This window comes from Streptomyces sp. NPDC090499, from assembly GCF_044769305.1.
Classification (GTDB): domain Bacteria; phylum Actinomycetota; class Actinomycetes; order Streptomycetales; family Streptomycetaceae; genus Streptomyces.
Map to the genome: position 1 here is coordinate 234,769 of NZ_JBIVXP010000005.1, position 15,386 is coordinate 250,154.

A 15,386-nucleotide genomic window follows, 5' to 3' on the forward strand; every position below is an offset into this window, starting at 1 on the left:
GTACGGGGGCTGTCCCGGGTCAGCCCGTGCTGTTCCACTCGTCCGGGGCACCGCCGTCGGCCAGCACGGTCGTGGCGTGGTGGGCCGGCTTCGGGGCGTCCGCGTGGGTGTCCACCGACACCGCCACGGTCAGCGCGGCGGCACACCCGACGGTGGCGATCAGCAGCGCCGCCTTGCGCGGGACCAGGGACTTCGGGAATGCCTTCATGAGGTGCCGTCCGCCTTCGGGATCGGACCCAGGAGCTGGGTCTCGGGTACCGGGGGAGCCCGGTGAGGCCGTGTGCCTCGTTCTGGTCCCAGACTGCCGAGGGCCGATCTACACGGGATGGAGGCCCGATCACCGCCGCGTCCGCGCGGCCGCGGACGGCTGATGATCCCCCGTATATCCGTCCCGACCACCATCCATTCCAGGCGGCGACCGGATCCGGCCTCCGCCCGATCGTCGGTGTGGTGATGTGAAGGGAAATCGGCATGGATGGTGGGCAGCCGGTGTCCGGCTTCGGCGAACTGCTCAGATCCCGGCGTGAACACGCCGGGATGACCCAGCAGTGCCTGGCCGATCACGCGACGCTGAGCGTGCGTGCGGTACGGGACATGGAGGCCGGCCGGGTCCGGCGGCCGCGGCACGAGACCGTACGGCTGATGGCCGACGCGCTGCGGCTGACCGGCAGCGCGCGTTCCGCCTTCGAGGCGGCGGCACGGCGGCAGGCGCCCGCCGCGGAACCCGCGGCCCCGCCCGCGCCGCGCACCGCGATCGTCGGGCGCGAACGGGAGACCGCGGCGCTCGCGCACTGCCTCACCGGGGACGGCGACCGGCTGGTGTCGGTCGTCGGCCTGGGCGGGGTGGGCAAGACCCGGCTGGCCCTGGAGGCGGCCTGGCGCGTGCACGACTCGGGGCGCTGGCCGGTGCACTGGGTGTCCTGCGGCGACCGGGGTTCCCTGGCCGCGCTCACCGGCGGTACCGGTCTCGCGGAGGTGGCCGGCGACCGGCCCGCGCTGCTGGTGCTCGACGGGGCCGACGACGGGCTGGACCACACCCTGCTGGACCGGGCCTTCCGCCGTCGCCCCGGTCTGCGGGTACTGATCACCACCCGGTCGCCGCTGTCGCTCGACGGCGAACAGGTGGTACCGCTCGCGCCGTTGGACACGCCCCGTCCGGACACGGCGGCGCGGGAACTGGCCGAGGTGCCGGCCGTGCGGCTGATGCTGGCCCACATGCGGCGGCTCCGCCCCGGCCTGACCCTGGAGCCCTCCGACCTCCCGGCCGTCGCCGGACTCTGCGCCTACCTGGACGGACTGCCCCGGGCCCTGGAGTACGCGGCGGGCTGGACGCTGCTCGAATCCCCGGCCCGGCTGACCGAACGCCTCTCCGCCGCCCCGTTCGGGCTGGCCGCCCCACCCGTCACGCACTGCGAACGGGGCGACGTGCGCGAGGCCCTGGACGAGGCCCTGCGCTCGCTGACCGCCGACCAGCTGGCCTTCGTACGACTGCTGTCCGACCCGGACACCGACTGGTCCCTGGAAGAGGCCGCGGCGGCCGGCGGCCGAAGCGCCCGGCACTGCCACCAGGCCGTGCACGAACTCCTCTCACGCGGTCTGCTGCGTCTGGCCCCGGAGCGGGGCGGCGCCAGGTTCGCCGTGCTCAACCTCGTCCGCACGGTCTGCCGGGAGCGGTACCGGACCCCCGGCCTGCCCCTCGCCCCGTTCCCGGCGGCGCTGGTCTCCTGACCCGCCGCGAGCCCCCGCACCGCGCCGCTCCGCCGATCCCCCCACCTCCCCATCCCTACTGAACCAACGAGGAATCCCCGTGGAACTGGGCAAGGCCGAGCACGTCGGCCTGGACGTCGTCGTCTCGACCATGGCGTCGGACGCACACACCTGGAATCTGGTCTTCCTGCAACTGCTGCTGGAAGAACTCGGCCACCGCGTCACCAACCTGGGCGCCTGCGTCCCGGACGCCGACCTGATCGGCGAGTGCCGGCGGCTCGCCCCCGACCTGATCGTCCTCAGCAGCGTCAACGGACACGGGTTCAACGACGCCCAGCGGGTCATCCCCGGACTGCGCGCCTGCCCCGAACTGGAGCACACCCAGATGGTGATCGGCGGCAAGCTGGGCATCACCGGCGCCGACGACGGGTCGGTCGCGCGGACGCTGCGGGCGGCCGGCTTCGACAAGGTCTTCGAGGAGAGCGCCTCCGCCGACGAACTGCGCTCGTTCGTCCGCGCGCTGGCCCGGGCGGTGCCGGTATGACCGGTGCGAGCGCCCGTCCGGCCGCACCGGCCGTGCCGTTCGGGCGGTTCGTGGCCCGGGCACAGGACCGGGGCCGGCTGGTGGTGCAGCCGCGGATGGGCATGAGCCGCCCCGACCGGATGCGGGACGGCCTGCGGGCCACCCGCGGCGCGGCGGCCACCACGGTCGGCACCATCACCGTGGACAGCTACACGAGGACCGGCGACGCCGTGGCGGCCCGTGAAGCCGTCACCCGGGGCGTGGCGCTCAACGGCTACCCGATCGCCACCCACGACCCGGCCGTGACCCGGCAGGTGCTGCGCGGGGTCGCGGACGACGGATTCCCGGTGCAGGTCCGGCACGGCTCGGCCCGCCCGGAGCGGATCGTCACCGCGCTGCTGGCCGCCGGGCTCGACGCCACCGAGGGCGGCCCCGTCTCCTACTGCCTGCCCTACAGCCGGGTCCCGCTCAACGTGGCCGTGGCCTCCTGGGAACGCAGCTGCGCGCTGCTCGCCGAGGCCCGGCACACCGGCGCCCACCCGCACCTGGAGACGTTCGGCGGCTGCATGATGGGCCAGCTCTGCCCGCCCGGCCTGCTGATCGCGCTCAGCGTGCTGGAAGCGCTCTTCTTCCGGCAGCACGGGCTGCGCAGCGTCTCCCTGAGCTACGCGCAGCAGGCCAACGCCCGCCAGGACGAGGAGTCGGTCACCGCGCTGTCGCGGCTCGCCGCCGCACTGCTGCCCGACGTCGAATGGCACATCGTCGTCTACGCGCACATGGGGATGTACCCGCAGACCCCCGGCGGAGCGCGGTTGCTCCTGGAAGAGGCGGCCCGGCTGGCGGTCCGCACCGGCGCGGCCCGGCTGATAGTGAAGACGACCGCCGAGGCCCACCGCATCCCCACCGTCACCGAGAACGTCCGGGCGCTGGAGACGGCCGCGGCGGCGGCCCGCGCCGAGGCGTCCGCGCCTAGCACGGCAGACGTCCCGGACACCGGGATCCATGCCGAGGCGAGCGCCCTGGTCGACGCCGTCCTGGGCCTGGACCGGGACATCGGCCGCGCCCTGGTGACCGCCTTCGCCCGCGGCTACCTGGACGTGCCGTTCTGCCTCCACCCCGACAACGCCGGCCGCGCCCGCAGCGGCCTGGACGCCGACGGCCGCCTGTACTGGTCCGCCGCCGGAGCGATGCCGCTGCCCGCCCGTCCCGACCGGGGCCGGGCACCGATCCTCGGCGCGGACGGCCTGATGGCCGCCCTGTCCCACGTACAGCGCACCTTCGACCAGCGCGCCCGGACCGAGGCCGCCCGGCCCCGGTCCCACCCCGGCCACGCCCCGACCACCGACAGATGGGATCAGCGACCATGAACCACGACCTGCCCGACCCCCGGGCACACCTCGGCTCCCCGGCCACCCGCAGCACCCTGCGCATCCAGAACCAGCTGATCGCCGCCGCCCGCGAGTACCTCACGACGGCCGGGTTCACCGAGATGCTGGCACCGGTCATCGGGCCGGTCACCGACCCGGGCAGCCGCGGCTCCAAGCAGGTGGACATCGACTTCTACGGCCACCGCTACAAGCTCATGACCAGCGCCATCCTCTACAAGCAGGCCTCTCTGCTGGCCTTCGGCAAGATCTTCTGCATCGCCCCCAACGTCCGTCTGGAGCCGCTGGAGACCACCGACACCGACCGGCACCTCGCGGAGTTCCACCAGCTCGACGTGGAGGTGGCGGGCGCGGACCGGGAGCGGATCACCGCACTCCTGGAGGACCTCGTCGTCCACATGGTCCGCTCCGCCCGCGACACGCTGCCCGCCGACTTCGAGCTCCTCGGCAGGGACGTCGACGCCTTCACCGAGCTGCTGCACGGGTCGTTCGGCCGGCTCACGCACGCCGAGGCGGTCGCCGAACTGCGGGCCGTGGGGCACGACCAGAACCCGGACGCCGAGATCGACTGGGCGGGCGAGGCGCTGCTGTCGGCCAAGGCCGCGCGCCCGTTCTTCGTCACCGACTACCCGAAGGGGTCCCGCGGCTTCTACGACCGCGAGTCGCGCACCGAGCCCGGCGTGCTGCGCAACTTCGACCTCGTCGCCCCCGAGGGCTTCGGCGAGCTGTGCAGCGGCAGCGAACGCACCAACGACTACGCGCAGATCGTCACCCGCATGCGGGAGACCGGCGAGAACCCGCAGAAGTACCGCTGGTACCTCGACCTGGTGCGCGAGGGCGTCCCCGCCAGCGCGGGCTTCGGCATCGGCGTCGAGCGCCTGACCCGGTACGTCGCCGGACGCGACGCGGTCTGGCAGGCCAGCGCCTTCCCCAAGCTGCCCGGGGTGGTCTCGCCGTGAGCCCCGCCGCCCCCGCCTTCCCCGAGGACGAGGTCCGGCGCCGGGCCCGGTCCGGAGCGGCCGCCGCGTTCCCGGCCGCCGAGGACTACGGGCACGTGCTCTTCGGCGGCCGCACGCCCACCGCCCCCGAGGACGACCTGGACCGGACGCGTCTCGTCCCGCCCGTCTTCATGCCCGAGCGGCTGAAGAAGCTGATCGAACTGGGCCGCGAGCCGATGTACGACGACGTCGAACTCACCACCGGCATCGGCGGCTTCACCTCGGCACTGCCCGTGTACGTCTCGGCGCTGGGCTCCACCCGGGCCGCCGCCGGCGACCCCGGCCTCGCGCTGAGCCGCCAGGCCGCCCGCCTCGGACTGCCCATGGTCATCGGCGAGAACGTGGTCCCGGTGCACGGCTACGGCCGCCTGGACGGGCCGGACGGACCGGAGGCCGGCGCCTCGACCACGCTGCTCGGGCGGCTGCGTGCCTACGCCGGTGAACTGCCCGACGGGGTCGGCGGGGTGGCCGTGCAGCAGAGCACCGAGGACGCCGACGCCGAGGTCTGGAACCTCGTCTACAGCGACCCCGCCGCCCGGCCCCTGCTGGACTCCGGACGGCTCGCCTTCGAACTGAAGACGGGACAGGGCGCCAAACCCGGACTCGGCGGGATGACCGTCCTCGACACGGCGACGACGGCGCGGTTCGGCGACCGCTACGGCCTGGACGCGACGGCCCTCGGCGAACGACACGTGCTGCGCTCCAGCAGCCCCGGCACCTTCACGGCGGAGATCCTGCGGCAGCAGATCCGGCTGATGCGCAACAACTTCCCCCGGGCCAGGGTCTGGGTCAAGCTGCACCCCGGCCGCGACGTCGCCGACGCGGCCCGGGTGGCCGTGGACGCGGGCGCGGACGCGGTGACGGTGGACGGCGCCGAGGGCGGCACCGGCTGGGCGCCCCTCGCCTTCACCGGCGGGGTCGGGCTGCCGCTCGCCGTGTGCCTGCGACGCCTGGCCGCCGCCCCGCCGCCCTGTCTGCTGGTGTCGGGCCGGATGTGGGAGGGCACCCGCGCGGTCAAGAGCCTGGCGCTGGGCGCCCGGGCCGTCGGACTGGGCCGGGCCGCGCTGCTGTCCGTCGCGGAGGACCCGGACCAGGGGCTGATCCGCTTCACGGAATGCCTCGCCCTGGAAATGCGGCTGCTGATCAGCGCCCTGGGCAAATACGCCCCGGACACCCTCGACCGGCAGGACGTCTGGGCACCCGACGGCGATCGGGCCGGGGACAGCAGCTGAGCCCGGCACGGCAATTGAGCCGGCGACAGCAATCGAGCGCGCGACAGCGATTGAGCCGAGCCGGCGACAGCAATTGACCCAGGCGCTCGAAAGTGCCGTTCTTCTTCCTCTCCAACTGCCCGTCCACCGAATGAGCGCGGCCTAGCGTTTTTCGCGTCGTCCATTCCGCGGGCTTTCCATCATCGGGGTGAACCCATGTCCTCAGACGGTATTCCCTTCGCATTCGAGGCGGCCGTACGCCGCCATTCCGGCCGGCCGGCGGTGCGCTGCGCGGGCCGGACCCTCAGCTACGCGGAACTCGACGCGCTGACCGGCGCCCTGGCGGCGGACCTCGCCCCGGGCCAGGTCGTCGCGGTCTCCGGCCGGGACCGGCTCGACCACGTGGTCGGGCTGCTGGCCGTGCTGCGGGCCGGCGCGATCCACCTGCCCGTCGACGCCGACGCCCCGGCCGAGCGCACCGAGTTCATCGTCCGGGACGCCGGGGCGACGGCCTTCCTCACCCACGGCGAACTCGCCGCCCCCACCCCCGCCCCCGCGTCCGGGCCGGCCGGCGGCTCCGGCTACCTCGTCCACACCTCCGGCACCACCGGCCGCCCGAAGGGCGTCCACGTCGAGGCGTCCGTACTGGCGCGGCACATCGAGGCCGCCACCGCCCGGTTCGGCATCACCCACCGGGACGTCGTCCTGCACCTGGCGCGGCCCTCCGTGGACGTGGCCGTCGAGCAGGTCCTGACTGCCCTGACCAGCGGAGCCTGCCTGGTCGTACCGGAGCGGGGCCTGCTCGCGGCCGGTGAACTCCTCGACCTGCTGGCGGCCGAGCAGGTCACGGTCGCCAACCTGTCCGCCGGCTACTTCCAGGAGGTCGTCGCCGCCCTGCGTGCCGGTGCCCGCGTCCCCGGATCGCTGCGCCTGATGATCTCCGGCAGCGATCGGCTGTACCCGGACACGGCGGCCGCCTGGACCGCACTCACCGGCGTGCCGCTCATGAACGCCTACGGCCCCACCGAGACGACGGTCACCGCCACCGTCCAGGACGTCCACGAGCTGCCGGAAGGGGCCGACGGCGAGCCCCGGGTCCCGATCGGCGACGCGCTCGGCGACCGCGCCCTGTACGTCCTGGACGACGCCCTGCGCCCGGTGCCCGACGGCACGGCGGGCGAACTCCACGTCGGCGGCCCGCTGCTGGCCTCCGGCTACTGGGGCCGGGCCGCGGCGACCGCCGAACGCTTCGTCGCCGACCCGTTCTCGGCCGTACCGGGTGCCCGGATGTACCGCACGGGCGACCTGGTGCGGCGGGTCGCCGGTGCCCTGGAGTTCGTCGGGCGCACCGACCACCAGGTGAAGATCCGCGGCTTCCGGGTCGAGCCCGGCGAGGTCGAACGGGCGCTGGCCGCGCACCCGTCGGTCGCCGCCTGCGTGGTGACCGCCCACGAGGGCCGGCTCGCCGCCCACGTCACCTCCGGCGCGCCGGTTCCGCCCACGTACCAGGAGGTCCGCGCCTTCCTCGCGGAGCGGCTGCCCGAGCACATGATCCCCGCCGGCCTCACCGTCCTCGCCGCCTTCCCGCTGACCGCGGGCGGAAAGGTCGACCGCGCCGCCCTGCCGCGGCCCGGCGCGGACGCAGGCGTACGGGACGGGTACGTCGCGCCGCGCACCGAGGCCGAGCGGCTGCTCGCCGGAGTCTGGTCCGACGTGCTCGGCGTGCCCGACGTCGGCGTCCACGACAACTTCTTCCACCTCGGCGGCGACTCGCTCACCGCGGTGCGGGTCGTCGGGCGGGTCGCGGACGTCTTCGGCGTGGTCTCCCCGTACGCGATCTTCGAGGCGCCGACCCTCGCGGAGTTCGCCGCCGTCGCCACCGCGCCGGAGGGCGAGCGGCTGCCGGCCCTGACCCGGTCGGGGCACACCGAGGCACCGCTCTCGGCGTACCAGCGCGGCCTGTGGTTCCTCGACCAGTGGAACCCCGGCTCGGCCACCTACAACGTGCCCTGGGTGTTCCGCTTCGCCGCCGATCCCGACCCCGGCCTGCTGCACCAGGCCCTGCAGACGCTGGTCGCGCGGCACGAGAGCCTGCGTACCTGCTTCGTCCTCGGCGACACCGGCCCCCGGCAGGTCGTCCGGGACCGCGTCAGCGTGCCGTTCAGCGTCGGCGAGGCACCCGCGGAGGGTGTCGGCGCGCTGGTCGCGGCGGCCGCCGTCGAGCCGTTCGACCTGGAGACCGGACCGCTGCTGCGCGCCCACGTCTGGCGGGTGCCGGGCGGCGGGACCGTGCTCCTCCTGGTCCTGCACCACATCGTGTGGGACGAGGGCTCCCTGCCCGTCCTGGAGACCGAACTCAAGGAGGTCTACGAGGCGTTGCGGGCCGGCCGCCCGCATCGGCTGCCCGAACTCGACGCCCAGTACGCCGACTACAGCCGCTGGCAGCACGACGAAGCGGTGGCCGCCGCCACCGACGCCCAGCTCGCCTACTGGGCCGGGCAGTTGGCGGACGCACCGCAGACCACCGCGCTGCCCACCGACCGGCCGCGCCCCGAACTCCAGGCGTTCCGGGGCGCCCACCACGGCTTCACGATGCCGGAGCCGGTCGCGCGGGCGGTGCGCCGGCTGGCCCGTGAGGAGGACGCCACCCCGTTCATGGTGCTGCTCGCCGCGCTGGCGACCACGCTGCACCGGCGGTCGGGGGAGCGGGACATGGTCATCGGCTCGCCGGTGAACGTACGCGGCCGGGCCGGAGCGGCCGGACTGATCGGCTACTTCGTCAACCTGCTGCCACTGCGGCTGCGCGTCGACCCCGACCTGCCGTTCCGCGACCTGGTACGCCACGTCCGGGACGTCTCGGTGGGCGCCTACCGCAACCAGGACGCCTCCTTCGACGCGATCGTCGACCGGACCGTCACCGACCCGCCCCGCGACCGCAACCCGCTCTGCCAGGTCCTGCTCGAACTGCATCCGCTGGACACCCGCCCGCTGGACGTCGACGGCATCCCCGTCACCCGTGAGCTCCACGTGCAGGGAGTCTCCCGGTTCGACCTCTCGGTCTCCGTCGACGACCTCGGCACCGGTTTCACCGGTCGGTTCGAGTACGACAGCGACCTGTTCGACGCGACGACCATGGCGGGGCTCTGCGACAGCTGGCTGGGCACCCTGGCCGCGGCCGTCGCCGCCCCCGCGCACACCCTGTTCGAGGCGGCCGCCGCCCGTACCCCGGACGCCGTCGCTCTCGTCACAGGCGACGAGGAACTCACGTACGGCCAACTCAACCTGCGCGCCAACCGGGTCGCCCACCTCCTCGCCGAGCGGGGCGCCGGGCGCGGGACGGTCGTCGCGGTGCTGGTGGAGCGCGGCTTCGACCTCGTCGTGGCCCTGCTCGCGGCGCTGAAGACCGGCGCCGGATACACCCTGCTGGACCCCGACTTCCCGGCCGAGCGGCTCGCCGGCGCGGTCGCCGACAGCGGCGCCGCACACCTGGTCACCCATCGCGGCCGGCCGGTGCCGTTCGCCTGGCAGGGCGCGCACATCGACCTGAACGCCGTCGCCGCGGAGCTGGCCCGGCAGCCGGCGGGCGACCCCGCGCTCTCCGTCACCGGAGACGACCTGGCCTGCGTGATGTTCACCTCCGGCTCCACCGGCCGCCCCAAGGGCGTCGCCGTGCCGCACCGCGCCCTGACCGGCACCTACGCGGGCCAGGACTACGCCCGGTTCGGCCCGGACGAGGTCTGGCTCCAGTGCTCCCCGGTCTCGTGGGACGCCTTCGCCCTCGAGTTGTTCGGCGCCCTGATGTTCGGCGGCACCTGCGTCCTGCAGCCCGGGCAGCGGCCCGACCCGCAGACCGTGGCCGACCTCACCCGCCGCCACGGGGTCACCCAGCTCCAGCTGTCCGCGAGCCTGTTCAACTTCCTCCTGGAGGAGTTCCCGGACACCTTCGCCGGACTGCGCACCGCCTTCACCGCCGGCGAGCGGGCCTCGGTGACCCATGTCGCCAAGGCGCTGGAGATGTACCCCGGCCTCCGGGTCGCCAACGGCTACGGCCCGGTGGAGAGCCTCGGCCTCACCACCTGCCACACCGTCGTGCCCGAGGACGCCACCGCCGCCTCCGTCCCCATCGGCCGGCCGTTGTACGGCAAGGACGTCCTGGTCCTGGACGAGGCCCTGCGGCCCGTCGAACCCGGCGTCACCGGCGAGCTCTACACGACCGGCTGCGGCCTGGCCCTCGGCTACACGGGCCGGCCCGGCCTCACCGCCACCCGCTTCGTCGCCGACCCCGGCGGCTACGGCGGGCGGCTGTACCGGACCGGGGACCTCGGGCGCCGTACGGCGGACGGCCTGCTGGAGATCACCGGCCGGGCCGACGACCAGGTCAAGATCCGGGGCTTCCGGGTGGAACCGGGCGAGATCGAGGACGCTCTGACCCGCCACCCGGGCATCCGGGAGGCCGTTGTGGCCGTGTACGAACCCTCGCCCGGCGACCGGCGGCTCGCCGCCTACGTCACCACCGCGGCCGGCGTTCCCGCCACGGCCGACGCCCTCCTCGAATACCTGTCCGGGCGGCTCCCGGAGTACATGGTCCCGGCCACCGTCGACGTCCTGGACGCGCTGCCGCTGAACGCCAACGGCAAGGCCGACCGCCGTGCCCTGCCCGCGCCGGCGGCGGCCACCGGAGGAAGCGGGGACGACGGCGGCGACGCCGCGCTGGCGGGCCGGGAACGGCTGGTCGCCGACGTGATGCGGGAGATCCTCGGCCTCGACGAGGTCGGCCGCCACGACAGCTTCTTCCGGATCGGCGGCAACTCCCTGTCGGCCGTGCGCGTCGCGATGCGCCTGTCCCGGGAGACCGGCACCCGCGTCCCGCCGCACCTGGTGTTCCGCGCCAGGACCGTGAGCGCGATCGCCGAACTGCTGCCGGCCTGAGCGCCCGGCACCCCGGGTCCGCGCCCCGCGCCGGCCCCGCCCCTCCGCTCCCCGACAAGGAAGGCAGAACGACAGTGAGTTCGCCCACGGACACGGCCCCGCCGCCCGCTCCCGCCCCACCGTCTGCTCCCGTTCCGGCCCCGCGGCCCGTTCCCGTCCCGTCGTCGGTACCGGCGCCCGCCAGGACCGCACCGCTCTCCGGCCTCCAGCGCGGCCTGTGGTTCCTGGACCGCTGGCACCCCGGGACCGCCACCTACAACACCCCCTGGGTCTTCGAGTTCACCGGCCCGCTCGACACCGCGCTCCTCGAACGCTCCCTCAACACCGTCGTCGCCCGCCACGAGGCGCTGCGCACCACCTTCACCCTGACCGCCGAAGGTCCCCGCCAACTCGTCCACTCCGGCCCGGAGATCCCGCTCACCGTCGTCGACCTGCGGGAGCTGCCCGCGGACGAGCGGGACCGGCAGGCCGGGCAGCGGCTCGCCACCGAGGCGTCGGCGCCCTTCGACCTCGCCGCCGGACCGCTGCTGCGGGCGACGGCCCTGCTCCGGTCGGACACCGAGACCACCGTCGTCCTCGTCGTCCACCACATCGTCTGGGACGGCTGGTCGGCCGACGTCTTCGAGACGGAACTCGCGGAGACCTACACCGCCCTCACCGAGCACCGCGCGCCCCGGCTGCCCGAACTGACCGTCCAGTACGCCGACTTCGCGACCGAGGAGGAGAGCCGTTCCTTCGAGGACCAGCTGGCCTACTGGAAGGACCGGCTGGACGGCGCCCCCGGCCTGCTGGAGCTGCCCGCCGACCGGCCGCGCCCGGCCGAGCGCGACCACCACGGCCGCACCGAGGCCTTCGCCCTGCCGGCCGGCACCGCGGCCCGGGTCCGCGCGCTGGCCGAGAGCGAGGGGGTGACCCCGTTCACCGTGCAACTGGCCGCCTTCGCACTCCTGGTGAACCGTCACACCGGCGCCGAGGACATGGTGATCGGCACCCCGGTCACCACCCGGGACCGGCCCGAACTGGAGAACCTGGTCGGCTACTTCGTCAACCTGCTGCCGCTGCGGATCCGGCTCGGCGCCCGCACCACCTTCCGCGAACTCCTCGCCCACGTCTCGGACGTGGCCTTCGAGGCGTACGGCTATCTCGACGTGCCGTTCGACACGATCGTCGACCAGCTTGCCCCGGACCGCTCCGCCGCCCACCCGCCGCTCGTCCAGGTCGTCTTCGGCTCGCACACCGAGAACCGGACACCGCTCGCGTTCGGGCCCGCCTCGGCCGACCGGCGGGTGCATGCCAACGGCACCAGCAAGTTCGACCTGACCTGGTCCGTCTACGACGACGGCGAGCTGCGCGGCGAGGTCGAGTTCGGCACCGGCCTCTTCGACACCGCGACGGTACGCCGGATGACCGACGACTGGCGGGCCCTGCTGACCGCCGCCCTCGACGACACCGGCCGTACCGTGCGCGACCTGACCCGCGCGGCCGACCCGCGGCCGCCCGCCGCCCCGGTCCGCATCCCCGAAGGCCAGGCCCTGCACCGCCTGTTCGAGGAGGCCGTCGACGCCCATCCCACCCGCACGGCCCTCACCGCCGGCGACCTGTCGCTGACCTATGCGGAGCTGGACGAGCGGGCCAACCGGCTGGCCCACGCGCTGATCGCCCGCGGTGTCCGCCCCGGCGACCGGGTCGGCCTGCTGCTCGACCGCACACAGGAGATCCCCGTCTCGGTGCTCGGCGTGCTGAAGGCGGGCGCGGCCTACGTGCCCGTGGACCTGACCGCCCCCGCCGACCGGGCCGCGATGGTCTTCGGGGACACCGGAGTCCGGGTCGTCGTCACCGACCGGCCCGACCGCGTCCCGGACGGCCCCTGGGAGCGCCTCGAACCGGCCCTGGACGAAGCCGGGCCGGCCGCGCTTGCGGCCACTCGCCCCGCCGTCACGGTGCGTCCCGCGGACACCGCCTACCTCATCTTCACCTCGGGCTCCACCGGCCGCCCCAAGGGCGTCGCGGTCGCCCACGAACACGTCAGCCGCCTGATGGACGCCGGCACCCGGCACTTCGCCTTCGGCCCCGACGAGGTGTGGACCCTCTTCCACAGCTACGCCTTCGACTGGACGGTCTGGGAGTTGTGGGGCGCCCTCCTGCACGGCGGACGGCTGGTCGTGGTGCCGTACCTGACCAGCCGCTCGCCCGAGGAGTTCACGGAGCTGCTCGCCGCCGAGGCCGTCTCCTTCCTCTGCCTGACCCCGTCCGCGCTGCGCCAGCTCGAACTCGCCCTGCGGCAACGGCCGCGCGCCCTGCCCGCGCTGAAACAGATCATGCTCGGCGGCGAGGCCCTCGACCCCGCCGTGGTACAGCGCTGGAACGCCCTCGACCCGCTGCCCCCGGCCCGGCTGTGCAACCTGTACGGCATCACCGAGACCACCGTCCACGTGACCACCCACGACCTCGGTCCCGCCGCGGACGACTTCGACCGCAGCCTGATCGGCAGCCCGATGCCGCACCTCAGCGCGATGGTCCTCGACGACTGGCTGCGGCCCTGCCCGGTGGGCGTGCCCGGCGAGCTGTACGTCGGCGGCGGCAGCCTCGCCCACGGCTACTGGGACCGGCCCGGCCTCACCTCCGCACGCTTCGTCGCCGACCCCTACGCCACCGCGCCCGGAGCCCGCATGTACCGCACCGGGGACCTGGCCAGGCGGCTGCCCGACGGCGGCCTGGAGTACCTGGGGCGCGCGGACTTCCAGGTGAAGCTGCGCGGCTTCCGCATCGAACTCGGCGAGATCGAGAACGCGCTGGCCGCCCACCCGGACGTCGACACCTGCGTGGTCACCGTCCACCAGCAGCGGCTCGCGGCCTACGTCACCGGCCGCGAACCGGCCGGGATGCGCGAGTTCCTGTCCCGTTCCCTGCCCGACTACATGATCCCGGCGACCGTCACCGTCCTGGACACCCTGCCGCTGACCGTCAACGGGAAGGTCGACCGCCGCGCCCTGCCCGACCCGAGCCCGCACGGCACCGCGTCGGCCGTGGCGGCGGCCGGACACGTGGCGCCCCGCGACGCCACCGAACGGGACTTCGCCGCCGTCTGGTCACGGGTCCTGGACGTCACCGGCATCGGCGTGCACGACGACTTCTTCCACCTCGGCGGCGACTCGATCCGCGCCGTGCAGCTCTCCGGAGAGCTGCAGGAGGCCGGCTGGACGGTCACCCTGCGGGACATCTTCAACGCCCCGACCATCGCCGCCCTGGCGCCGCTCGCCCGCCCGGTGGCCGGCGCGGACACCGCCGACGGCCCGTTCGCGCTGATCGACGCCGAGACCCGGGCCGAACTCCCGGCCGGTGTCGTGGACGCCTACCCGATGGTGTCGATGCAGCTCAGCATGGTCTTCCACATGGAGATCGCCGGATCGACCGACAGCTACCACAACGTCAACAGCTACCGGATCAGCGCGCCGCTCGACGAGGACGCCTTCCGCCGGGCCGTGACCGAGGCGATGACCCGCCACCCCGTCCTGCGGACCGGCCTGGACATCTCCGGTTACGCCGAACCCCTCCAGCTCGTGCACGGCGAGCTCGCGCCGCCCGTCACCTTCGGCGACCTCCGGCGACTGACCGCCCACGAACGCGACGAGGCGGTCACCGCGGTCTTCGAACAGCACCGCGGCACCCCCTTCGACCTGCTGGCGCCGCCGCTCTTCCGGATCACCGTGCAGCGGCTGACGGACGTCTCCTTCCAGCTCACCGTCTCCGAGCACCACGCCATCCTCGACGGCTGGAGCTTCACCTCGCTCCTCGCCGAACTCCTCGCCCGGCACACCGAGTTGTCGGCCGACCCGGACAGCGCCCCGGCCGCCCCGCCCGGCTCCCGGTACCGGGACTTCGTCGCCGTCGAACGGGAGGCCGCGGCCGACCCCGTGTCCCTCGCGTACTGGCGCGACAAGCTCGACGGCGTCAGCGGCGAGCTGTGGGAGGGCGCCGGCGACACCCACGAACTGGCCCGCGTCGTGGAACGGGTGCTGCCGAAGGCCCCCGGCCAGTTGCGCCGCGTCGCCGACGCCACCGGTGTCCCCGTCAAGTCCGTGGCGCTCGCCGCCCATGTGCACGCGCTGCGGGAGATCACCGGCCGCCGCCGGATCACCACGGGACTGGCGATGAACGGCCGCCTGGAGCGGCGCGGCGGCACCGAGGTGTACGGCCTGTTCCTCAACACCGTGCCCCTGGTGGCCGGGGACGACGGCACGGACGGCGCGGGCGGCGATCCGCTGGCCCTGGTGCGCCAGGTGCACCGCGAGGAACTCGACATGATGCCGCACCGCCGGGTCCCGATCGCCCGGCTGGCCCGGCTGATGACCGGCACCCGGCTGGACAGCCAGTTCGGCTTCCTGCGCTTCCACGCCCTCGGACACCTGGGCGATGCCCGGATCGAGGACGACCGGATCGGCTGCGAGCCCACCCTGCGCCACGAGCCCAACAGCTTCGCCTTCGGGGCCTCACTGATCCAGGACCCCGTCTCCGACCGCGTCCTGCTGGCCGTCGACCACCAGCGGTCCGTGGTGCCGGACGCGCTCGCCGAGGCCTTCCTCGACGCCTACGAGGCGGCCCTGAACGCGATGGACGCGGCCCTGTGACCACC

The 15,386-nt window shown here is 74.2% G+C and carries 8 protein-coding genes; 7 read left to right on the plus strand and 1 reads right to left on the minus strand.

All coding sequences use genetic code 11. The annotated features are described in order from the left end of the window. Positions 1–19: 19 nt before the first annotated feature. Positions 20–208: a hypothetical protein gene (locus ACIQVL_RS20405; RefSeq protein ID WP_403439532.1), complete on the minus strand. Its 189-nt coding sequence runs from the start codon at positions 206–208 to the stop codon at positions 20–22. A 263-nt stretch (positions 209–471) separates the two neighbouring features. Here ACIQVL_RS20405 and ACIQVL_RS20410 point away from each other — a divergent pair, with 263 nt between their 5' ends. The 7 genes from ACIQVL_RS20410 (at position 472) to ACIQVL_RS20440 (ending at position 15,381) form a co-directional block, all read left to right on the plus strand. Then, on the plus strand, positions 472–1,728 hold the full coding sequence (locus ACIQVL_RS20410) for a helix-turn-helix domain-containing protein (protein WP_403439530.1): 1,257 nt from the start codon (positions 472–474) through the stop codon (positions 1,726–1,728). A gap of 79 nt (positions 1,729–1,807) precedes the next feature. Beyond that, positions 1,808–2,251 (plus strand): cobalamin B12-binding domain-containing protein, encoded by a 444-nt coding sequence (locus tag ACIQVL_RS20415; protein ID WP_403476001.1) that lies wholly within the window; start codon positions 1,808–1,810, stop codon positions 2,249–2,251. Further along, positions 2,248–3,597, plus strand: coding sequence for a methylaspartate mutase (locus ACIQVL_RS20420; RefSeq protein WP_403476002.1), 1,350 nt, complete (start codon positions 2,248–2,250; stop codon positions 3,595–3,597). Before ACIQVL_RS20415 ends, ACIQVL_RS20420 begins: the two co-directional genes overlap by 4 nt. Continuing rightward, positions 3,579–4,574 carry an asparagine synthetase A gene (locus ACIQVL_RS20425; protein ID WP_403476003.1) on the plus strand — a complete coding sequence of 332 codons (996 nt, stop codon included), beginning with the start codon at positions 3,579–3,581 and terminating at the stop codon, positions 4,572–4,574. The genes ACIQVL_RS20420 and ACIQVL_RS20425 overlap by 19 nt, the downstream gene beginning before the upstream one ends. After that, positions 4,571–5,845, plus strand: a complete 1,275-nt coding sequence (locus ACIQVL_RS20430; RefSeq protein ID WP_403476004.1) for a glutamate synthase-related protein — start codon at positions 4,571–4,573, stop codon at positions 5,843–5,845. Before ACIQVL_RS20425 ends, ACIQVL_RS20430 begins: the two co-directional genes overlap by 4 nt. A 195-nt stretch (positions 5,846–6,040) precedes the next feature. Then, on the plus strand, positions 6,041–10,753 hold the full coding sequence (locus ACIQVL_RS20435; RefSeq protein ID WP_403476005.1) for an amino acid adenylation domain-containing protein: 4,713 nt from the start codon (positions 6,041–6,043) through the stop codon (positions 10,751–10,753). Positions 10,754–10,827: 74 nt separating this feature from the next. Continuing rightward, on the plus strand, positions 10,828–15,381 hold the full coding sequence (locus ACIQVL_RS20440; protein WP_403476006.1) for an amino acid adenylation domain-containing protein: 4,554 nt from the start codon (positions 10,828–10,830) through the stop codon (positions 15,379–15,381). Positions 15,382–15,386: the final 5 nt, after the last annotated feature.